Annotated in this window: 22 protein-coding genes; 21 read left to right on the forward strand and 1 reads right to left on the reverse strand. The window is 51.0% G+C overall.

Features of this window, described 5'->3' with window-relative positions; translation table 11 throughout:
* Nucleotides 1-13 precede the first annotated feature (13 nt).
* Together V7676_RS03230 and thiE are read left to right on the forward strand one after the other, a co-directional pair.
* Nucleotides 14-907, forward strand: coding sequence for a fructose bisphosphate aldolase (locus V7676_RS03230; protein WP_335658216.1), 894 nt, complete (start codon nucleotides 14-16; stop codon nucleotides 905-907).
* Between the two features lies 1 nt (nucleotide 908).
* Nucleotides 909-1,538: a thiamine phosphate synthase gene (gene thiE / locus V7676_RS03235; protein WP_335658217.1), complete on the forward strand. Its 630-nt coding sequence runs from the start codon at nucleotides 909-911 to the stop codon at nucleotides 1,536-1,538.
* A gap of 6 nt (nucleotides 1,539-1,544) precedes the next feature.
* Here thiE and V7676_RS03240 read toward each other — a convergent pair whose 3' ends face one another.
* Complete coding sequence (locus tag V7676_RS03240) at nucleotides 1,545-1,751, reverse strand: hypothetical protein (RefSeq protein WP_335658218.1); 207 nt, start codon at nucleotides 1,749-1,751, stop codon at nucleotides 1,545-1,547.
* A gap of 512 nt (nucleotides 1,752-2,263) precedes the next feature.
* Here V7676_RS03240 and efp point away from each other — a divergent pair.
* From efp to V7676_RS03335, 19 genes are all read left to right on the forward strand, one after another.
* The gene (efp, locus tag V7676_RS03245; protein WP_335658219.1) at nucleotides 2,264-2,827 is read left to right on the forward strand and encodes an elongation factor P; all 564 of its coding nucleotides are present in this window, start codon (nucleotides 2,264-2,266) and stop codon (nucleotides 2,825-2,827) included.
* A gap of 123 nt (nucleotides 2,828-2,950) precedes the next feature.
* Nucleotides 2,951-3,769 carry an inositol monophosphatase family protein gene (locus V7676_RS03250; RefSeq protein WP_335658220.1) on the forward strand — a complete coding sequence of 273 codons (819 nt, stop codon included), beginning with the start codon at nucleotides 2,951-2,953 and terminating at the stop codon, nucleotides 3,767-3,769.
* Between the two features lie 104 nt (nucleotides 3,770-3,873).
* A complete protein-coding gene (locus tag V7676_RS03255; protein ID WP_335658221.1) occupies nucleotides 3,874-4,248 on the forward strand; it encodes an NADH-quinone oxidoreductase subunit A in 375 nt (124 codons plus the stop codon).
* A 41-nt stretch (nucleotides 4,249-4,289) separates the two neighbouring features.
* The gene (locus tag V7676_RS03260; RefSeq protein ID WP_335658893.1) at nucleotides 4,290-4,805 is read left to right on the forward strand and encodes a NuoB/complex I 20 kDa subunit family protein; all 516 of its coding nucleotides are present in this window, start codon (nucleotides 4,290-4,292) and stop codon (nucleotides 4,803-4,805) included.
* Nucleotide 4,806: 1 nt separating this feature from the next.
* Nucleotides 4,807-5,595, forward strand: coding sequence for an NADH-quinone oxidoreductase subunit C (locus tag V7676_RS03265; protein WP_335658222.1), 789 nt, complete (start codon nucleotides 4,807-4,809; stop codon nucleotides 5,593-5,595).
* Nucleotides 5,595-6,827, forward strand: coding sequence for an NADH-quinone oxidoreductase subunit D (locus V7676_RS03270; protein ID WP_335658223.1), 1,233 nt, complete (start codon nucleotides 5,595-5,597; stop codon nucleotides 6,825-6,827). The genes V7676_RS03265 and V7676_RS03270 overlap by 1 nt, the downstream gene beginning before the upstream one ends.
* Nucleotides 6,824-7,162, forward strand: coding sequence for a nuclear transport factor 2 family protein (locus tag V7676_RS03275; protein ID WP_335658224.1), 339 nt, complete (start codon nucleotides 6,824-6,826; stop codon nucleotides 7,160-7,162). The genes V7676_RS03270 and V7676_RS03275 overlap by 4 nt, the downstream gene beginning before the upstream one ends.
* Nucleotides 7,162-7,827 carry a complex I 24 kDa subunit family protein gene (locus V7676_RS03280; RefSeq protein WP_335658225.1) on the forward strand — a complete coding sequence of 222 codons (666 nt, stop codon included), beginning with the start codon at nucleotides 7,162-7,164 and terminating at the stop codon, nucleotides 7,825-7,827. Before V7676_RS03275 ends, V7676_RS03280 begins: the two co-directional genes overlap by 1 nt.
* A gap of 93 nt (nucleotides 7,828-7,920) precedes the next feature.
* A complete protein-coding gene (gene nuoF, locus V7676_RS03285) occupies nucleotides 7,921-9,228 on the forward strand; it encodes an NADH-quinone oxidoreductase subunit NuoF (protein ID WP_335658226.1) in 1,308 nt (435 codons plus the stop codon).
* The gene (gene nuoG / locus V7676_RS03290; RefSeq protein ID WP_335658227.1) at nucleotides 9,228-11,240 is read left to right on the forward strand and encodes an NADH-quinone oxidoreductase subunit NuoG; all 2,013 of its coding nucleotides are present in this window, start codon (nucleotides 9,228-9,230) and stop codon (nucleotides 11,238-11,240) included. The genes nuoF and nuoG overlap by 1 nt, the downstream gene beginning before the upstream one ends.
* A complete protein-coding gene (nuoH, locus tag V7676_RS03295; RefSeq protein ID WP_335658228.1) occupies nucleotides 11,237-12,280 on the forward strand; it encodes an NADH-quinone oxidoreductase subunit NuoH in 1,044 nt (347 codons plus the stop codon). Before nuoG ends, nuoH begins: the two co-directional genes overlap by 4 nt.
* The gene (gene nuoI / locus V7676_RS03300; protein WP_335658229.1) at nucleotides 12,280-12,765 is read left to right on the forward strand and encodes an NADH-quinone oxidoreductase subunit NuoI; all 486 of its coding nucleotides are present in this window, start codon (nucleotides 12,280-12,282) and stop codon (nucleotides 12,763-12,765) included. Before nuoH ends, nuoI begins: the two co-directional genes overlap by 1 nt.
* 38 nt (nucleotides 12,766-12,803) lie before the next feature.
* Nucleotides 12,804-13,418, forward strand: a complete 615-nt coding sequence (locus tag V7676_RS03305) for an NADH-quinone oxidoreductase subunit J (protein WP_335658894.1) — start codon at nucleotides 12,804-12,806, stop codon at nucleotides 13,416-13,418.
* Nucleotides 13,415-13,720: an NADH-quinone oxidoreductase subunit NuoK gene (gene nuoK, locus V7676_RS03310; RefSeq protein WP_335658230.1), complete on the forward strand. Its 306-nt coding sequence runs from the start codon at nucleotides 13,415-13,417 to the stop codon at nucleotides 13,718-13,720. Before V7676_RS03305 ends, nuoK begins: the two co-directional genes overlap by 4 nt.
* Before the next feature lie 4 nt (nucleotides 13,721-13,724).
* Nucleotides 13,725-15,728, forward strand: a complete 2,004-nt coding sequence (gene nuoL / locus V7676_RS03315) for an NADH-quinone oxidoreductase subunit L (RefSeq protein WP_335658231.1) — start codon at nucleotides 13,725-13,727, stop codon at nucleotides 15,726-15,728.
* Nucleotides 15,728-17,278 carry an NADH-quinone oxidoreductase subunit M gene (locus V7676_RS03320; protein WP_335658232.1) on the forward strand — a complete coding sequence of 517 codons (1,551 nt, stop codon included), beginning with the start codon at nucleotides 15,728-15,730 and terminating at the stop codon, nucleotides 17,276-17,278. The genes nuoL and V7676_RS03320 overlap by 1 nt, the downstream gene beginning before the upstream one ends.
* Entirely contained in the window at nucleotides 17,278-18,732 is a 1,455-nt protein-coding gene (nuoN, locus tag V7676_RS03325; RefSeq protein WP_335658233.1) for an NADH-quinone oxidoreductase subunit NuoN, read from the forward strand. Before V7676_RS03320 ends, nuoN begins: the two co-directional genes overlap by 1 nt.
* Before the next feature lie 17 nt (nucleotides 18,733-18,749).
* Complete coding sequence (locus V7676_RS03330) at nucleotides 18,750-19,445, forward strand: biotin--[acetyl-CoA-carboxylase] ligase (RefSeq protein ID WP_335658895.1); 696 nt, start codon at nucleotides 18,750-18,752, stop codon at nucleotides 19,443-19,445.
* Nucleotides 19,446-19,460: 15 nt separating this feature from the next.
* Entirely contained in the window at nucleotides 19,461-20,240 is a 780-nt protein-coding gene (locus V7676_RS03335; protein ID WP_335658234.1) for a type III pantothenate kinase, read from the forward strand.
* Nucleotide 20,241: the final 1 nt, after the last annotated feature.

Consider the following 20,241-nt stretch of genomic DNA (forward strand, 5'->3'; position numbering starts at 1 on the left):
AGGACGAAATTTCATGCATGATCCGAAAATGATGGACAAAATCGAAAATGGCGGCGGCTTTATCGCTGCCTTGGACCAAAGTGGCGGTTCGACGCCAAAAGCGCTCAAAGGCTATGGCGTCAACGAAGATGCCTTTAGCAACGATGATGAAATGTTCGCCCTGATCCACGATATGCGAAGCCGTATTGTTACGGCACCCAGTTTCAATGGAGACAAAGTCATCGGCGCCATATTGTTCGAAAAAACGATGGATGGTGATGCGGATGGAAAGCCTTTGCCGGCGTTGCTTTGGGAACGCGGTGTTGTTCCGTTCCTGAAAGTGGACAAAGGTCTGGAAGATGAAGCTGACGGCGTGCAGATGATGAAGCCGATGCCGGAACTGGGTGCGTTGCTAGACCGAGCCAAAGCCAAAGGCGTGTTTGGTACAAAAATGCGTTCGGTCATCAATCTGGCTTCGCCAACGGGCATAGCGGCTATCGTCAAGCAGCAGTTTGAGGTTGCAGGGCAGATTTTGGATCATGGCCTGATGCCGATGATCGAGCCTGAGGTGAACATTAAAAGTGCAGAGCGTACGCAATGTGATGCCATATTGCTCGAAGAGATCAAGAAACAGCTCGATGCGCTGCCAGAAGATCGAAAAGTCATGCTGAAATTGTCGATCCCGACCGAAGCTAATCTTTACGAGCCGCTTGTCAACCATCCCCGGGTCGCCCGCGTTGTCGCGCTTTCCGGAGGCTTCTCTCGCGACGAGGCCTGCGCAGAGCTTGCTAAGAACCGCGGTATGATCGCCAGCTTCTCTCGCGCCTTGCTACAAGATTTGCGCCATCCAATGACCGATGAAGAATTTGACCAATCGCTAGGCAGCGCTATCGATCAGATCCATAAGGCTTCGACCGTTAAAGAATAACGTGACCGAAGCCTCATCTTGCCAACTATATCTGATTTCACCGCTCGATGTGGGCGGTGATTTTCCGGTGTTGTTGCAAGAAGCATTGGGGGCAGGGCCCGTTGCTGCGTTTCAATTTCGGGTAAAAGATATTGGTCTAGACGAAGCTGCTGCTTTAGCTGAGCCACTCAAAGCAATATGTGATGCGCATGATGTCGCATTCATCGTGAATGATGATGTTGCGCTCGCCAAGCGGTTGTTGGCGGATGGCGTGCATTTGGGGCAGACGGACGAGCAGCTTGAAGATGCCCGGGCGGAATTGGGTGATGAGGTGCAAATCGGGATTACTTGCCACGACAGCAGGCATCTTGCGATGGAGGCAGGAGAGGGCGGAGCGAACTATGTGGCCTTTGGTGCCTTCTTCCCGACACAGACCAAGGAAACTAGCCACCGGCCAGAAGTTGATGTGTTGCAGTGGTGGTCAACCATTATGGAGATTCCAAGTGTAGCCATTGGTGGGATCACGCCCGAAAATTGTCAGCCGCTAATTGATGCGGGAGCAGATTTTCTTGCCGTTAGCGGGGCGGTTTGGAATGATCCCGACGGTCCGGCGCATGCCGTGAAGCGGTTCATTGAAATATTCGAAAATTAATCCGTCTTAGGATGAACTTTCTGTCACCCCGATATTTGACCGAACATATTGTTCCAAAAACTGGTCTGTCGAAGGCGGCGAAAAATTGGGAAGCTGTTCCAAGTCCCTGACATATCCGGACATCGGGATGAAGGATTGCACCCTGCCGTCACGAATGGAGTGACCGAATACGCCTGCAGCAATAGTCTTACATTGATCCGTTTTGGCGGTCATGCGGTCTATCGGGGTTTTAGAAAAGTCAGCTTTTACCATGCGGGTTAATTACACTGATATAAGCGCTGCGTATTGTATGAAACAGACAGCTCGCTAACATTGATATGTTTTTGATATTTTGCGTATGCCGATGGATATCGGACTCCATATGTCCAAATCAACGGTCGATTATGTAAAATCCTTTTCTCCCTTTTCGGAAATTTCTAACAAAGCTTTCTTCCGAAGAGATGTCGAAATGGGGCATGCGTTCTATTTCACTGAGAAACCCGACGTGGGATGTGGGGGGGACAAGCGGGACCAATGATACGGCCCCGCTGAACAGTCTGGTCGCAGGGGCAGATGTTTCTTCGGGCGCCATCTTGTCCAGGATATTTTCCATTACCCGACGCCTAAGGGGCGTGTAGGGCATTGTATTGTATGAAAACGCCACATCTGATCTTCGCTGTGCTTGCCTATCTCCGTCGCTCGTTATACAGGGCCGCAACACAAGATTTCCGAAAGCGAGATGTTCCATGAAAATTAGCGGCGTAGATATTCGTCCCGGCAACATACTGGATTATGAAAAGGGCCTGTGGAAGGTCTCCAAAATTCAGCATACACAACCTGGCAAAGGCGGTGCCTATATGCAGGTGGAAATGAAGAACCTGGTTGACGGGCGCAAAACCAATATTCGTTTTCGCAGTGCTGATACGGTTGAGAAAGTTCGTCTGGATACCAAGGAATTTCAGTATTTGTTTGCTGATGGCGAAATGCTGACCTTCATGGACAAAGAAAATTACGAACAAATCACGCTGCCAACCGATTTGCTTGGCGATGCCGCAGAATTTTTGCAGGACGGCATGGATGTTATGCTGGAGCTTTATGACGAAAAGCCGATTTCTGTGCAATTGCCTGACCAGATTGAGGCCGAGATTGTTGAAGCCGATGCAGTGGTTAAGGGCCAGACGGCTTCTTCCAGTTATAAGCCGGCTGTTCTTGATAATGGTGTGCGCGTCATGGTGCCGCCGTTTATTTCTGCCGGTACACGGATCATTGTTGACGTTTACGCCCGTGAATATGTCAGTAAAGTATCGTAAGGGTTTTAACGACTCTTAGTCCTGAGCTTGCTTTGGGCTACCTGCGATCGTCGATATGCCAGTTTTGACAGGCACACTATTAACGGGCAAGCAATTGCGACCCCGATACTGAAAGCATAAGACATGCCAGCACATTCCGCCCTTATTACCGTTATGGAACGCGCCGCACGTATGGCCGGATCACGCCTGCGTCGGGATTTTGGTGAGGTTGAACATCTTCAGGTGTCCAAAAAAGGACCGGCTGATTTTGTGTCAAAAGCCGATATGCGGTCTGAACGCATCCTTTATGATGAACTGATGAAGGTCCGTCCGGGCTGGGGGTTTGTTCTAGAAGAAGGCGGCATGATCGAAGGAGAGGAAGGCAAGCCACGCTGGATTGTTGATCCTCTCGATGGCACTACCAACTTTCTTCACGGTATTCCCCATTTCGCAATTTCCATCGCGGTGCAGGAACGGTCATTCGACGGGATCGGTTGGGGCAAAATTACCAGTGGCTTAATCTATGAACCTGTTTCCGATCAGACTTGGTGGGCCGAAATGGACAAGGGCGCTTATCTCGGCGACAAACGCCTGCGGGTTTCCGCACGGCGCGATCTTTCTGAGTCGCTTATCGCTACCGGCATCCCGTTTAACGGACATGGCGACTTGGGCGAATGGGCTCGAATTTTTGGTTCAATTGCTCCGCGAGTGGCCGGTATCCGCCGCAATGGCGCAGCCTCGCTGGACCTCGCTTGGCTAGCCGCTGGCCGCTTTGATGGTTTTTGGGAAGCCGATTTGCAAGTTTGGGACGTAGCTGCTGGCATTTTGATGGTTCGCGAAGCCGGCGGTTTTGTAAGCGATTTTACCGGCGGTGACCAACCAATTGGGCAGCGTGAAATTTTGGCAGCTAATGAAGCATTGCATAGCAAGCTTCATAAAATCTTGGCTAAGTCGCTATTGTAACGACGTAAACAGCATTAGATACCGCCAATTCAGGGAATTTGGCCCTTGCAGCTTGGGGAGCCTATCCCTAAAAGCGGCCTGAATTTTAGAGAAATGAGTCTTTTGTGGTCGATCTGTCTGAATATGCACCGATACTATTATTCCTAGCAGTAGCTCTCAGTTTGTCCGCCCTGTTCGTTTTTTTACCTATGGGCGTGTCCCGAATGATTGGGACACATCGTCCTAATTCTGAGAAGCTTTCTGAATATGAATGCGGTTTTCCTGCTTTTGAAGATTCTCGTAGTCAGTTCGATGTGCGCTTTTATCTAGTAGCCATCCTGTTTATCATTTTTGATCTGGAGGCTGCCTTTCTTTTCCCATGGGCGGTATCGCTTGATCAAATTGGTTGGGTCGGATGGTCGACGATGATGATCTTTCTCTTCGAACTGGTAATTGGCTTTATATATGCTTGGAAAAAAGGAGCGTTAGATTGGGATTAGAGACCGTCAATAGCCCGATTCTCAATGCTGATGGTACGCCGATGGCTCCCAACACGCAGCCAGACGAGGCGTTTTTCAAAGACCTGAATTCGGAAGTGAATGACAAGGGGTTTCTTGTCACGTCCACCGAAGATCTGTTTCAATGGGCGCGGACCGGTTCGCTCTGGTGGATGACCTTTGGTCTGGCTTGCTGTGCGGTGGAGATGATCCACGTAAGTATGCCGCGCTATGATATGGAGCGATTTGGCGTCGCGCCTCGGGCGAGCCCGCGTCAGTCCGATGTGATGATCGTGGCGGGGACATTGTGCAATAAAATGGCACCGGCGCTGCGTAAGGTTTACGATCAGATGTCGGAGCCGAAATATGTAATTTCCATGGGCAGCTGCGCCAATGGCGGTGGTTATTATCATTATAGCTATTCGGTTGTTCGTGGTTGTGACCGGATCGTGCCGGTCGACATTTATGTGCCGGGATGTCCGCCTACAGCAGAAGCGCTACTCTATGGCGTGATGCAATTGCAGCGTAAAATTCGCCGCATCGGGACGTTAGAGCGTTAGTATGGCAAACGGGGCACCGATAATTTCCAGCAACGAAGGCGTTGCTGCGACACTCGCTAAATCCTTGGGCGCGGCTGTGCTCAGCACTGTCGAGGCTTATAATGAGATTAGCTTTACCGTTGATCGCAAAACACTTCCTGCGGTGATGGACAAATTACGGGATGAGCATGAATATCAGCAACTCGTCGAGATTGCGGGTGTTGATTATCCTGAACGGCCCGAGCGGTTTGAGGTTTGCTATCATCTGCTCAGCCTGACGAAAAACCATCGTATCCGTATAAAAGTTACAACCGACGAAGATACACCGGTGCCAACGGTTACTCATATCTGGGAAGTCGCTGGCTGGCTCGAGCGCGAAGTGTTCGACATGTATGGCGTGTTATTCGATGGTAATCCCGATTTGCGCCGGATTTTGACCGATTACGGTTTTCAAGGGCATCCGTTCCGTAAGGACTTCCCACTAACCGGCTATGTCGAAATGCGTTATTCGGAAGAAGCCAAGCGCGTGGTGTATGAGCCCGTTAAACTGGCACAAGATTTTCGCAGCTTTGACTTTATGTCTCCATGGGAAGGCGCTGATTACATCCTGCCGGGTGATGAAAAAGTTGGTGGCGAGGCGCCTCCACCAACGCCTAAGAGCACGGAAAGCACAAAAGATACCGGGGCTGGTAAAAAGGCGAATAAAGCTGCAGTTAAGAAATTACCTCCGAATAAAGCGGCTGTAAAAAAGCCAGCGCCCAAGCGCACCAAGTCGGGGACTAATAAATCTGCGCCAAAGGATAAAAGCTAATGGCTGATTATCTCGACGAAATGGACGGATTGGCCGACGCTGCGGATCCCACTGTTGGCGATCTGGAAATCCAGAACTACACGATCAATTTCGGTCCTCAGCATCCTGCAGCGCACGGCGTCTTGCGGCTGGTGATGGAGCTGGACGGGGAAATTGTCGAACGGCTTGATCCGCATGTTGGATTGCTTCACCGCGGCACTGAAAAGCTGATCGAGCATAAAACTTATTTGCAGGCTTTGCCTTATTTTGACCGGCTGGATTATTGTTCTCCGTTGGCAATGGAGCATAGCTATGTACTGGCGATTGAAAAATTGCTCGACCTAGAAGTGCCCTTGCGTGGTCAATATTTGCGTGTGTTATTTGCTGAATTGACGCGTATTTGCAATCATATGCTCAATATCGGCGCGCATATCATGGATGTTGGCGCGATGACGCCGAACCTTTGGGTTTTCGAAATTCGCGAACAGTGCCTCGAATTTTTTGAGCGTGCCAGTGGTGCCCGGATGCACAGTGCCTGGTTCCGGCCCGGCGGCGTGCATCAGGATGTGCCGTTGAAATTGTTGACCGACATGGCGGATTGGCTCGACGAGTTCCCTAAATTATTCGAAGATGCGATGAGTCTGGTTGTCGGAAACCGGATTTTCAAACAGCGTAACGTAGATATCGCGACTGTGTCCAAAGAGGACGCCGTCCGCTGGGGTTTCTCTGGTCCAATGATCCGGGGCAGCGGGATCGCTTGGGATTTGCGCAAGTCGCAGCCTTATGATGTTTATGACCGTATGGAATTTGATGTGCCCGTTGGGACGCGCGGCGATTGCTACGATCGGTTCATGGTCCGGGTCGAAGAAGTGCGTCAGTCTGCACGCATCATGCGGCAGTGCCTGAATGAAATGCCGGAAGGCCCTGTGTCTAGTAACGACCGTAAAGTCGTGCCACCTAAGCGCGCCGAGATGAAACAATCGATGGAAGCTTTAATCCATCATTTCAAGCTTTATACTGAGGGCTTCCACGTTCCCGCTGGCGAAGTCTATGTCGCGACTGAAAGCCCTAAAGGCGAATTTGGCGTGTATCTGGTCAGTGATGGAACCAATAAGCCCTACCGCTGTAAGATTCGACCGACCGCTTTCTCGCATCTGCAGGCAATGGATTTCATGACCAAGGGGCATATGCTGTCCGATGCCACTGCCATTTTGGGTGCCATGGATATTGTGTTCGGGGAGTGTGACAGATGAGTCTGGGCCCTCTTGCAACCGCTGAGCAGATGATTGCATTTTATAATGCGCAAGATGTCGATGGCTACGTCTCGCTAATGACTGATGATGCATGCGAGGCTGGCTATCGCGGTGCAGTTTTGCGCGAAGGAAGAGAAGGCGTACGTGCCGGGTTGTTAGCGATGTTCGCCGAATATCCGGAAAACCGTGCAGAAATTCTCACATCGTTTGAACTTGGGTCACATATAGCGTTGCACGAACGTGTGTTTCGTTCCTCTTCCACTGAGCCGTTTGAAGTGATGTCGGTATATAGTTTTGAAGGCGATAAAGTGTCGCGCGTGGAGTTTATTCGCTGATGGCTGAAGCACCAAATATACCGGATGAGACTGAAACTCGTGCCAAATGGGGTGACTTTAAATTTACCCCAGCGAATGAGAAGCTCGCTAAGTGGCAGATCGCGAAATACCCGGAAGGCCGTCAGAAATCGGCGGTCATGGCACTGCTTGATCTGGCCCAGCGTCAGGTCGGCGCGGATACGAAAACACAGGGTTGGTTGCCTGTTCCGGTAATTGAATATGTCGCTGCCTATCTGGATATGCCTTATATGCGGACCTATGAAGTCGCGACTTTTTACACCATGTATAATCTGGCTCCTGTTGGTCGTTTCCATGTGCAGGTTTGCGGTACAACGCCTTGCATGCTGCGCGGCAGCGATGATGTTATGGCGGCCTGTAAGAATAAGGGTATGGCGAAAGGCAAGACGACACCAGACGGCTTGTTCACGCTGATCGAAGTCGAGTGCATGGGCAATTGCTCCAACGCACCGATGGTTCAGATAAACGACGATAATTACGAAGATCTCGACTACGATATCATGTCTCGCATATTGGAAGACTTGGCCGAAGGAAAAGATATTTCGGTCGGTTCACAAATTGGTCGCAAGACGAGTGAACCCGAAGGCGGTCCCGTGGTGTTAAAAGATATGGTCAAGGCCAATCATGACTACCGGAAGGAGTGGTAATATGCTGCTCGACGGATATGCAGGATGGGTTGCGTTGGCTGTTGTTGCGATTGCGGTTGCAGGCGGCCTTTGGGGCCGCAGGAGTAAGAAATAATGGCTTTTGATTTTCTGCAGGACAAGGACCGGATTTTTACCAATGTCTATGGCTTCCAGTCGTGGAAGCTAAAAGACGCGCAAAAGCGTGGTGACTGGGACAATACCGCGGATATTATCAAGCGCGGTAATGACAAGATTATCAACGAGATGAAGGAAAGCGGCTTGCGCGGTCGCGGCGGGGCGGGTTTCCCAACCGGCCTGAAATGGTCCTTCATGCCGAAAGAGTCGCCAGATGGACGACCAAGTTTTCTGGTCATCAATGCCGATGAGTCCGAGCCGGGCAGCTGTAAAGACCGCGAAATATTGCGCAATGATCCGCACAAGCTTATCGAAGGCGCGTTGATCGCTGGCTTTGCGATGCGGGCGCGGGCCGCCTATATCTATATTCGCGGTGAGTATATTTTTGAGGCCAAGGTCATGGAGGCGGCGGTCAAGGAAGCTTATGACGCTGGCCTAATTGGAAAAAATGCTTCCAAATCTGGCTATGATTTTGATGTATTTATCCATCGCGGCGCAGGCGCTTATATCTGCGGCGAAGAAACCGCGATGATTGAAAGTCTTGAGGGCAAAAAAGGCCAGCCGCGCCTGAAACCGCCATTTCCTGCTGGTGCGGGCCTTTATGGTTGTCCGACGACGGTCAATAATGTGGAATCAATTGCAGTCGTTCCAACGATTCTACGGCGCGGGGCGTCTTGGTTCGCGAGTTTCGGGCGTGAAAATAACAAGGGCACAAAGCTGTTTCAGGTTTCTGGCCATGTCGAGAAGCCAGCAGTATTTGAAGAAGCTATGTCGATCCCTTTCAAAGACATGATCGAAAAGCATTGTGGCGGCATTACCGGTGGGTGGGACAATCTACTCGCCGTTATTCCGGGCGGCTCCTCGGTCCCATTGGTTCCTGCCGAGCAGATCATGGATGCACCGATGGATTTTGATGGCCTTAAAGAAGTGGGCTCGGGGCTAGGCACTGCGGCGGTTATCGTGATGGATAAGTCCACGGATATCGTTCGCGCGATCTCTCGGCTCAGCTATTTCTACAAACATGAAAGCTGCGGCCAATGCACGCCTTGCCGTGAAGGCACTGGTTGGATGTGGCGCGTGATGGAAAAAATGCGCGATGGTAATGCGGAAATTGGCGATATCGATACGCTGTATGAAGTCACCAAACAGATTGAAGGCCATACGATCTGTGCGCTTGGTGATGCAGCGGCGTGGCCGATCCAGGGACTGATCAAGCATTTTCGTCCGGAGATGGAGCGCCGCATAAGAGAGCATCATGGCGAAGAAATGATGGAGGCGGCGGAATAATGCCTAAAGTCACCGTAGATGGCATCGAAATTGAAGTTCCTCAGGGCGCGACTGTGTTGCAGGCCGCTGAGCTAGCCGGTAAAGAAATCCCACGTTTCTGCTATCACGAACGCCTGAGCATCGCGGGCAACTGCCGCATGTGTTTGGTCGAGGTAAAACCGGGACCACCAAAGCCGCAGGCGAGCTGTGCTTTGCCTGCCGCCGATGGGCAGGAAATCCGTACCGACAGCGAAATGGTCAAAAAGGCGCGCGAAGGGGTGATGGAATTTCTCCTCATCAACCATCCGCTTGATTGTCCCATTTGCGATCAGGGCGGCGAGTGCGACTTGCAAGATCAGGCCATGGCCTATGGCAAAGGTGGATCGCGCTACGAAGAAAATAAGCGCGCGGTTACTGAGAAATATATGGGCCCCGTGGTCAAGACTGTTATGACCCGCTGCATCCATTGTACTCGTTGTGTGCGTTTTGCCGAAGAAATTGCTGGAGTCGAAGAAATCGGTGCCATTGGACGCGGCGAGGGGATGGAGATTACTTCCTATCTTGAAGGTGCTGTACATAGTGAACTGAGCGGAAATGTCGTTGATCTTTGCCCCGTGGGTGCCTTGACCAGCAAGCCCTATGCTTTCGAAGCTCGGCCTTGGGAATTGACCAAGACCATGGGTATCGATGTCATGGATGGTGTCGGCACCAATATTCGCATCGACAGCCGCGGCCGTGAAGTGCTGCGCGCACTTCCTCGCGTTAATGATGATGTGAATGAGGAATGGGCGACAGACAAGACCCGCCACGCGATTGACGGCTTGATGAAACGCCGCCTCGACAAACCTTATATCCGGCGCAATGGCAATTTGGTTCCTGCGAGCTGGGATGAAGCTTTTGAAGAAATTGCGGCTGTAAAGGCTGGAAGTTCGGTTGCCGCGATAGCCGGTGACTTGGTCGATTGCGAAACCATGTATGCGGCCAAAAAATTGCTGAAATCCATGAGATCGGAAATGCTCGAAGGGCGTCAAACCGGCCTATCTTATGATGTGTCCAGTCTCGCTGCAGTGAACTTCAATACGACCATTGGGGGTATTGAAGAAGCCGATGTGATCATTCTGGTGTCCACCAACCCGCGCTGGGAAGCGTCGCTGGTGAATACACGGATCCGCAAGGCTGTGCGCAAAGGCGGAGCAAAAGTCTTTGGTATCGGACCAGAAGTAGATCAAACCTATCCGGTTGAATGGTTGGGTGACGATATGGCTTTGTTGACCAAGCTCCCCAAAGCGGCAGTTGATGCCTTAAAAAATGCCGAGAAGCCTGCTCTTATTTTGGGCGGCGGCGCTTTAAGTGTCGAAGGTGCGCATGGCGCGGCTTTGAAGCTGGCTGCAAAATATAAGCTGGTCCGTGATGGCTGGAATGGCTTTAACATATTGCATATCGGCGCTTCTCGTACTGGCGGACTGATGCTCGGCTATGCTTATGATGGCGGGATAAAGGCGATTGCTGCGAAAAACCCCAAACTGCTGTTCTCGCTTGGTGCGGATGAAATGAATTATGACGCATTTGCGAAGAGTTTTAAGGTCTATATCGGTCACCATGGTGATGCCGGTGCGCATGCAGCAGATATTATTCTACCAGCAGCTGCCTATACCGAGAAAAATGGTACTTATGTAAATCTGGAAGGCCGTGTTCAGCGTTCTAACAAAGCGATTTTTGCCCCCGGCGACGCGCGGGAAGACTGGAGCATTTTGCGGGCTTTGTCTGATGTAATGGGCAAAACCTTGCCTTTTGACAGTTTTGAAGAACTGCGCGTCAAGATGTATAAAGACCATCCGCAGCTGGCTGTGGAAGGACTGGTGTCCTTTGATTGGGCGCCGCCATCCGGATTGCCAGATAATCCCACGGGACAGGGGGTTCATCCGATCAAGGATTTCTACCTTACCAACAGTATCGCCCGCGCCAGCGCAACGATGCAGCGCTGCTCGGCAGAATTGCTGCATGGTGATGATTTGCTGGAGGCGGCAGAATGACCGAATATCTCCAATCCACATTCCTCGGTGTTGAACTTGGCTGGTTTGTTGCCACGCTCGCGCTGACCCTGATGATTGCCCTGCCGCTGATGCTGGCCGTTGCAATGACCATTTATGCTGATCGAAAAATTTGGGCCGCCATGGCTTTGCGGCGCGGACCGAATGTGGTCGGGCCCTTTGGTCTACTGCAGTCTTTCGCCGATGGACTGAAGGTGTTTCTACAGGAAACCATTATTCCATCAGGTGCAAACAAAGGCTTGTTCCTTCTTGCCCCAATATTGACCTTTACCGTCGCACTGCTCGCATGGGCGGTCATACCGTTTAGCGAGACGATGGTACTCGCGAATATCAATATCGGTTTGCTTTATATTCTCGCGATTAGCTCGCTCGGCGTTTACGGCGTGGTTATTGCCGGTTGGGCGAGTAACTCCAAATACCCCTTCTTCTCTGCCATGCGTGCCGCGGCACAAATGATAAGCTATGAGGTTTCCATCGGCTTCATCATTATTTCGGTGGTGCTCTGGTCCGGAACATTCAATCTGAATGATATTATCAAAGCGCAAGAAGGGCATGTGTTCGGTTTAGTTAATGCCTTTGGTATCAATCCCTTGCTGTTCCCAATGGCTGTCATGTTCTTCATTGCTTCATTGGCGGAAACCGCACGCCATCCTTTTGATCTGACCGAAGCAGAGTCCGAATTAGTAGCGGGTTATCAGACCGAATATAGCTCGATGAGTTTTGCGCTCTTCTGGCTAGGTGAATATGCCAATGTCTTGTTGATGTGCGCCCTGAACGTCATCCTTTTCTGGGGTGGGTGGTTGCCGCCTATTGATTGGGAGCCGCTTTATGCCGTTCCAGGCATAATCTGGTTGTTTGCCAAAATGTTTATGTTCTTCTTTGTTTTTAGCTGGGTCAAAGCGACCGTGCCGCGTTATCGTTATGATCAACTGATGCGTCTGGGCTGGAAAATATTTTTACCCGTGTCGATCTTCTGGGTATTCCTGGTAAGCGGCTATCTTATGCTGACGAGGTATGGCTAATGTCTATCGCCCAAACTATTAAAGCATTCACATTGTTCGAATTTATCGGCGCGCACTGGTTGACGCTGAAATATTTCTTCAAGAAAAAGACAACGATCAACTATCCTTATGAAAAGAACCCGATTTCACCGCGGTTCCGGGGAGAGCATGTGCTGCGCCGCTATCCCAATGGTGAGGAACGTTGCATAGCATGCAAATTATGTGAAGCAGTGTGTCCGGCGCAGGCTATTACGATTGAGGCTGAGCCTCGTGAAGACGGCAGCCGGCGTACGACGCGCTATGATATTGACATGACCAAATGTATTTATTGCGGCTTTTGTCAGGAAGCTTGTCCTGTGGATGCCGTCGTCGAAGGTCCTAATTTTGAATATTCAACCGAGACACGCGAAGAATTAATTTACGACAAAGCCAAATTGCTCGAAAATGGTGACAAGTGGGAGCGAGCAATCGCATCCAACCTTGCCGCCGACGCACCATACCGTTAAGGCGCTGACAAGATTCTAAGGGGGTTACGGAAACCGTTATAATGCAAATATTTGCTTTCTATCTGTTCGCATCGATCGTTATTGCCAGCGCGGCTTTTTGTATCTTTGCGCGTAATCCTGTTCACAGCGTGCTGTGGCTGATTTTGGCGTTTTTCAATGCCGCCGGACTGATGCTGTTGGTTGGGGCCGAGTTTATCGCTGCCCTGCTGGTTATCGTCTATGTTGGCGCAGTGGCTGTTTTGTTCCTTTTCGTCGTAATGATGCTTGATATTGATTTTGCAGAATTGCGCGCTGGATTTATGAAAAACCTGCCCTTGGGGCTTTTACTGGCTATCGTATTAATGGCTGAAATAATCTTTGGCATCGGGGCATGGAGTGCTGGCGGCATGGGGGATGCGACCGCAGTTGTTGGCCCGGTAGCCGGTGGACCTTCGAATATCGAAGCCTTGGGCGCGCTCCTCTATACAAAATATATATTTCTGTTCGAGGCTGCAGGGCTTGTTCTTTTGGTTGCCATGGTGGGGGCTATTGTTTTGACCAACCGTAAGCGCGGCGGTGTCCGTGTACAGAATGTACAAGCGCAGGTTAGAAGGCGGCCCGAAGATGCTACACGCAATATGCAGCCTGAAGTGGGTAAGGGGGTCGAACTATGATCGGCATTGAACATTATCTGGTGGTCAGTTCCATCCTGTTCGTGATGGGCATGCTCGGCATTTTCCTGAACCGCAAAAACATCATCATCATATTGATGGCAATTGAGTTGATATTGCTCGCGGTCAACTTGAACCTCGTCGCGTTCAGCGCCTTTTTAGGTGATATAACCGGACAGATTTTTGCGATGTTCGTGCTAACCGTTGCCGCAGGTGAAGCTGCGATCGGGCTCGCTATATTGGTTATCTATTTCCGTCAGCGCGGCACGATTGCCGTCGATGATGTCAACCGGATGAAGGGTTAAGGATTTGACGATTCAGCTTATCGTTTTCCTGCCCTTGCTGGCAGCAATAGTCGCAGGCTTTGGCAATCGCATGATTGGTAATGTTCCAGCGAAATTTGTCACGACAGCAGCTTTGTTCGCATCATGCGCACTGAGTTGGCCGATATTCATCGACTTTATCATGTTGTCCCGCGCCGCTGAAGTGGTGCCGGTGCTGACATGGGTGCAGTCGGGTGATCTGAATTTTTCATGGGCGCTTCGCGTTGACGCGTTGACCGCCGTTATGCTGGTTGTGGTGACCACGGTTTCGACCTTGGTCCATCTCTATAGCTGGGGCTATATGGATGAAGATCCTGACCAACCGCGCTTTTTCGCTTATTTGTCACTGTTTACCTTTGCAATGTTAATGCTGGTGACTGCCAATAATCTGGTTCAGATGTTCTTTGGCTGGGAAGGCGTTGGATTGGCGTCTTATCTTCTCATCGGTTTCTGGTTCAAAAAGCCCAGTGCCAACGCGGCCGCGATCAAGGCGTTTGTCGTCAATCGGGTCGGTGATCTTGGCTTTATGCTGGGCATTTTTGGTACCTTCCTCGTTTTTGGCACCGTATCGATTCCTGAAATATTGGAAGCGGCTCCTGCAATGGCCGGATCGAGCATTGGCTTCGCTGGTATGCGTCTTGATACAATGACCATATTATGCCTGTTATTGTTCATCGGTGCGATGGGTAAATCGGCACAATTGGGTCTGCACACCTGGCTTCCTGATGCAATGGAAGGACCGACACCTGTGTCAGCGCTTATCCATGCGGCTACGATGGTTACCGCCGGTGTCTTCATGGTGTGCCGTTTGTCGCCGATGTTTGAGACGAGTGAAGTGGCTTTGACGGTGGTTACGGTGGTGGGCGCTTGTACGGCGATTTTTGCAGCGACCGTCGGGCTTGTCCAAACTGATATCAAACGCGTGATCGCTTATTCAACCTGTTCGCAATTGGGCTATATGTTCTTCGCAGCTGGCGTCGGAGCGTATAGCGCTGCTATGTTCCATCTGTTCACCCATGCGTTCTTCAAGGCATTGTTGTTCCTAGGCGCGGGCTCGGTAATCCATGCCATGCATCATGAGCAGGACATGCGTTATTATGGTGGGCTTCGGAAAGAAATACCGTTGACCTTCTGGGCAATGATGGCGGGTACGCTTGCGATTACCGGCGTTGGCATAGTCGGACTTGGCGGTTTCGCGGGTTTCTATTCCAAAGACGCAATTATTGAGGCGGCTTTTGCTAGCGGCACCAGTACCGGCCAGTTCGCCTTTGCAATCGGTGTCACAGCTGCACTGCTGACCAGCTTCTATAGCTGGCGCCTGATGTTCCTGACGTTCTGGGGCACGCCGCGCTGGATACAGTCTGAGCATATTCAGCACAGCGTTCATAAAACACCGGAAACTGCCGAAGATTCGACAGGTGGCTATCATCCTCATGAAAGCCCCGTGACCATGTTGATTCCGCTGGCTGTGTTAAGCCTTGGCGCCATTGCGGCAGGCTATATATTCCATAATCAATTTATCGATGCCACGGAAGGCTTTCGCTTCTGGGCCGGTAGCTTGGCTTTTGATCGTCATTTGATGCATGCAATGCATGAAGTTCCGCTTTGGGTAAAGCTGGCCTCTACCGCCGCGATGTTAACCGGATTGCTAATCGCTTATCTGATGTACTTCCACGGAAATAATCGTCCTGCACGATTGGCAGCGACCTTCCAGCCGCTATACACTTTCTTCTTCAACAAATGGTATTTTGACGAGCTCTATGATCTTATTTTCGTGCGCCCTGCCTTTTGGTTCGGACGGCTATTCTGGAAAACGGGCGATGAAGGCATGATTGATCGCTTTGGTCCCAATGGTGTCGCTAGTGTTGTCGCAAGCGGTGCAGGTCTCGCGAAACGCTTCCAGACCGGATATCTCTATAGCTACGCACTGGTGATGTTGCTTGGATTGGCCGCTGCGGTAACGTGGCTTATCTTGCGGGGAGCGAACTGATGAACCAGCTTGATTTCCCAATCCTATCGCTGATGATGGGCCTTCCCATGTTGGCCGCGATTATTTGTTTATTCCTCGGCGCACATGCCGCGCGTTTATTGGCGCTTGCGACAACGCTGGTGCTATTCGCTCTGGGCGTGGTTTTATGGGCCAATTATGATATAGGCGGACCGCAATGGCAATATGTCGAACGGGCTGATCTCTTCGGTAATTTCGCTTGGGCGCTAGGCATAGATGGCATCTCGATGATGCTGATCATGTTGACGGTATTCCTGATGCCGATCTGTATCGGCGCGAGCTGGGAGTCGATCAAGGAACGCGTTGGCGAATATATGGCGGCCTTCCTGTTCATGGAAGTGCTCATGATTGGCGTGTTTGCGGCGCAGGATATCTTCCTGTTCTACATCCTTTTCGAAGCTGGCTTGATACCGATGTATTTGATTATAGGTGTTTGGGGCGGCGCGAACCGGATTTACGCGAGTTACAAGTTCTTCCTCTACACATTGCTTGGTTCCGTCGTGATGCTGATCGCGATGCTGTGGATGGTTCAGGATGCTGGAACCAGCGATATTCCAACCTTGCTCAATTATGATTTCGCGGTGGAGGCACAGACGTGGCTCTGGTTGGCGTTCTTCGCCAGCTTCGCGGTAAAAATGCCAATGTGGCCATTTCATACATGGTTGCCCGATGCGCACGTTCAGGCTCCGACTGCCGGTTCAGTGATCCTTGCTGGCGTGCTCTTGAAAATGGGCGGATATGGTTTTCTACGCTTCTCACTGCCTATGTTCCCTGAGGCATCAGCGCAATTTATCTGGCTGATTTTTGGCCTGTCGATGGTCGCGGTGATTTATACTTCTCTGGTTGCGCTGGTGCAGGAAGATATGAAAAAGCTCATCGCTTATTCCTCCGTTGCCCATATGGCGATTGTGACGGTCGGCCTGTTCGCCTTTAACCGTCAGGGTATTGAAGGCGCGATCATTGTTATGTTGAGCCACGGACTGGTATCTGCTGCTTTGTTCCTATGCGTTGGCGTGATTTACGACCGGCTGCATACGCGTGAAATCTCGCGCTATGGCGGGCTTGCGATCAATATGCCGAAATATGCGGTATTTTTTCTGCTGTTCACGATGGCCTCGATCGGTTTGCCGGGCACCAGCGGGTTTGTTGGCGAGTTTCTATCGCTGATAGGTCTTTACCAGGTGAATAGCTGGGTTACGCTGGTTTGTACCGTGGGTATCATATTGGGTGCAGGGTATATGTTGTATCTCTATCGCCGGGTCGCTTTTGGCGAACTAATGCATGACGATGTTAAAGCTATGCCCGATATGTCCATTCGTGAAATTGCGTTGCTCGCTCCGATTGCGGCTGCTGTAATGTGGATGGGTGTCTATCCGGAAAGTTTCATGGCGCCTATTCGCGGTGATGTAGGGGCATTGGTTGCCCGGATTGACCGCGCTACGCCACAAGGGGATGCGCATTTGAAAATGGGGCAGGTAAAAGCTTCGCCGACAACTCATGAAACAGAATCTAGTCATGGGGAGTCGCACTAATGGATTACGGACTTTCACTGATATTCACTCTGCCCGAGATTATTCTGACGGTAAGCGGTTTGATATTGCTGCTGATCGCGGCATGGGGCGGCGGCAAGTCTGCACGGTTGATCACAATATTGGCAGTGGTCGCGCTGTTTGGCGCTTCGGCTTATGCTCTCGAATTTCTCACCAATCCCTCGTTTGAGTTTGGCGGAGATGCTTTTGACGGTCTCTACCGGATGGATAGGTTCGGCAGCTTCGCTAAATTGCTGATCTATTTCGCTGCGATTGTGTCTCTGATCGTGGCTCCGCGTTTTTTTAAGGATAATGGCAGTTACAGCCCGGAATATCCGGTGCTCATCCTGTTCGCGACCATCGGTATGGGCATGATGGTATCAGCCGTCGATATGATGACCCTATATATCGGCTTGGAATTGAACAGCCTGTCAGCCTATGTTTTGGCTAGCTTTATCCGTAATGATATTCGGTCATCCGAGGCCGGTTTGAAATATTTTGTGCTGGGCGCCTTGGCTAGCGGAATGCTGTTGTTCGGGATATCTCTTGTCTATGGTTTTGCTGGATCGACCAACTTCACCGTTATAAGCGAAACTTTGACGGGGGAGCTCTCCACCGGACCACTGATCGGGGTTGTATTGGTTCTTGCCGGTTTGGCCTTCAAGGTCAGCGCGGTGCCCTTTCATATGTGGACGCCTGATGTTTATGAAGGCGCACCGACACCGGTCACCGCCTTTTTTGCAAGTGCACCAAAAGTTGCCGCTATTGCGCTGACTGTACGTGTGATTATTGATGCTTTTGGTGGTCAAACATCGACATGGCAGCAGATTATCGTATTTGTGGCCCTTGCATCAATTGTACTCGGCGCTGTGGCGGGTATCGGTCAGCAGAATATCAAACGCCTGCTTGCCTATAGTTCCATCAATAATGTTGGTTTTCTTTTGATAGGGCTTGCTGCGGGAACGGCGCAGGGTATTTCAGCAATGCTGTTCTATCTTGTTATCTACGTTGTGATGACTTTGGGTAGTTTTATCTGCGTCATGGAAATGCGCGATGCGGAGGGCAAGCCGCTCGAAACATTGTCGAGCTTGGCCGGTCTATCACGGACCCGTCCGGGCTTGGCGGCGGCTTTCGCTGTCTTTATGTTCTCCCTTGCCGGTATCCCGCCGTTGTTCGGATTTTGGGGCAAGTTTCTGGTCTTTGATGCTGCCGTTGCGGCGGGCATGTTGCCGCTGGCCGTTATCGGTATTGCTGCTTCGGTTATTGGTGCATTTTATTATATCAAAGTCGTCAAAATCATCTATTTCGACGATCCATCTGGCGAAATTGTTAAAACGGGCCATAAAACCGAAAATGCACTAATTGCGTTATTGGCCGTGGCTGTTTCCCCGCTCGGATATTTGGCGATTCCGCTATTGGCACCGGTAACAGCAGCGGCGGCTCAGGCTTTATTCTGACCTTTCATGTTGAAACGATAGCCGAAACCGCATCAACCAATGCGGATATGAAAATACGCGCCCAAAGCGGCATTGCGGAAGGGCTATGGTTACGGGCCGAGAGACAAAGCGGCGGCGTGGGACGGTTGGGCCGCAAATGGGAAAGCCCTGAAGGCAATTTATATTGCAGTACTATGGTCGGTTGCCATCCTGATGATCCCGCTCCATCGACCCTGACCTTCGTTGCCGCCTTGGCAGTGCATAAGGCGATCAGCGCGTATCTTCCGCATGACGATGTACGGTTGAAATGGCCTAATGATATATTAGCCTCTGGCATGAAAATTTGTGGTATCCTGTTAGAGCGTGCAGGAAATGCCGTTATCGTCGGAATCGGAGTGAATATCGCGATAGCACCGCAGGTTGAAGGACGTGCAGTCACCAGCTTGCATCGTGAACGTGCTGACATAAATTTGGGGCCAGCGGAGTTTTTGGACACGCTTGCCCAGTATTTTGCTGATACAGTAGAAGAATGGCGACGATCTGGTCTGGCTGCGATATTGACCGCATGGCAATTAAATGCTCATCCGGTCGGGACCCGTTTGGTGACCAGTGATGCTGACGGTGGCCGCCTGGATGGTGAATATGCTGGCCTGTCAGATGATGGTGCTCTGCGCTTGAGAAAGGCTGACGGAGCGATTATCGAAATACATGCCGGTGATGTTCATGTCGGTTAGAAGGAAGGTTCAATCATGCTGCTCGCGATAGATGCTGGCAATACGAATGTAGTATTTGCGCTTTTTGATGGATCGAACATCAAGGCGCGGTGGCGTATTGCGACGGATGCTCGGCGCACGGCTGATGAATATGTTGTTTGGCTTCGGCAATTGCTCGATTTGAACGGCCTTACGCTCGACGCTATTGATGCTGTTATTATTGGGACGGTTGTGCCAAGGGCGCTTCACAATTTAACCGTTTTGTCGGAAAAATATTTTGGCGTGACGCCCTTAGTCGCCGGTCGCGGTGAAGCCGCGTGGGGTGTCGCACTCGATGTCGCTTCGCCGGAAACGGTCGGAGCTGATCGGGTGCTGAACATCATCGCTGCCCATGAAAAATATAAGCAGGACGTGGTTATAATAGACTTCGGGACAGCAACGACCTTTGATGTGGCGGATTATGACGGGGCCTATAAAGGGGGCGTTATTGCCCCCGGCATCAATCTGTCACTCGACGCCCTTGTCGGAAAAACAGCACAGCTTCCGCGCATTGCACTGGAAGCGCCGGATGATGACAATGTTATTGGACGGACGACAGAAAGCCAGATGTTGATCGGGATTTTCTGGGGCTATATTGCAATGATCGAAGGGCTGGTCAAACGCACGAAAGCTCAGATAGGCCGCCCTACCATAGTCATCGCCACCGGCGGACTGTCCATATTATTTGACGACCATACGGACGTTTTTGACCATCTTGAGTCCGACCTCACATTGCGCGGACTGTTAATCCTCTATCAGAGAGCAACCAACATCTAAT

This window comes from Parasphingorhabdus sp., from assembly GCF_036963805.1.
In the GTDB taxonomy this organism is placed as follows: domain Bacteria; phylum Pseudomonadota; class Alphaproteobacteria; order Sphingomonadales; family Sphingomonadaceae; genus Parasphingorhabdus.

Bases quoted from the DNA above. Each gene is read 5' to 3' on its own strand.
- V7676_RS03275 (WP_335658224.1), top strand. From the start codon at position 6,824: ATGAGTCTGGGCCCTCTTGCAACCGCTGAGCAGATGATTGCATTTTAT.
- nuoH (WP_335658228.1), top strand. From the start codon at position 11,237: ATGACCGAATATCTCCAATCCACATTCCTCGGTGTTGAACTTGGCTGG.
- V7676_RS03335 (WP_335658234.1), top strand. From the start codon at position 19,461: ATGCTGCTCGCGATAGATGCTGGCAATACGAATGTAGTATTTGCGCTT.
- efp (WP_335658219.1), top strand. From the start codon at position 2,264: ATGAAAATTAGCGGCGTAGATATTCGTCCCGGCAACATACTGGATTAT.
- V7676_RS03270 (WP_335658223.1), top strand. From the start codon at position 5,595: ATGGCTGATTATCTCGACGAAATGGACGGATTGGCCGACGCTGCGGAT.
- V7676_RS03240 (WP_335658218.1), bottom strand. From the start codon at position 1,751: ATGACCGCCAAAACGGATCAATGTAAGACTATTGCTGCAGGCGTATTC.
- V7676_RS03280 (WP_335658225.1), top strand. From the start codon at position 7,162: ATGGCTGAAGCACCAAATATACCGGATGAGACTGAAACTCGTGCCAAA.
- nuoI (WP_335658229.1), top strand. From the start codon at position 12,280: ATGTCTATCGCCCAAACTATTAAAGCATTCACATTGTTCGAATTTATC.
- V7676_RS03260 (WP_335658893.1), top strand. From the start codon at position 4,290: ATGGCTCCCAACACGCAGCCAGACGAGGCGTTTTTCAAAGACCTGAAT.
- nuoN (WP_335658233.1), top strand. From the start codon at position 17,278: ATGGATTACGGACTTTCACTGATATTCACTCTGCCCGAGATTATTCTG.
- nuoF (WP_335658226.1), top strand. From the start codon at position 7,921: ATGGCTTTTGATTTTCTGCAGGACAAGGACCGGATTTTTACCAATGTC.
- nuoG (WP_335658227.1), top strand. From the start codon at position 9,228: ATGCCTAAAGTCACCGTAGATGGCATCGAAATTGAAGTTCCTCAGGGC.
- V7676_RS03320 (WP_335658232.1), top strand. From the start codon at position 15,728: ATGAACCAGCTTGATTTCCCAATCCTATCGCTGATGATGGGCCTTCCC.
- V7676_RS03230 (WP_335658216.1), top strand. From the start codon at position 14: ATGCATGATCCGAAAATGATGGACAAAATCGAAAATGGCGGCGGCTTT.
- nuoK (WP_335658230.1), top strand. From the start codon at position 13,415: ATGATCGGCATTGAACATTATCTGGTGGTCAGTTCCATCCTGTTCGTG.
- V7676_RS03265 (WP_335658222.1), top strand. From the start codon at position 4,807: ATGGCAAACGGGGCACCGATAATTTCCAGCAACGAAGGCGTTGCTGCG.
- V7676_RS03250 (WP_335658220.1), top strand. From the start codon at position 2,951: ATGCCAGCACATTCCGCCCTTATTACCGTTATGGAACGCGCCGCACGT.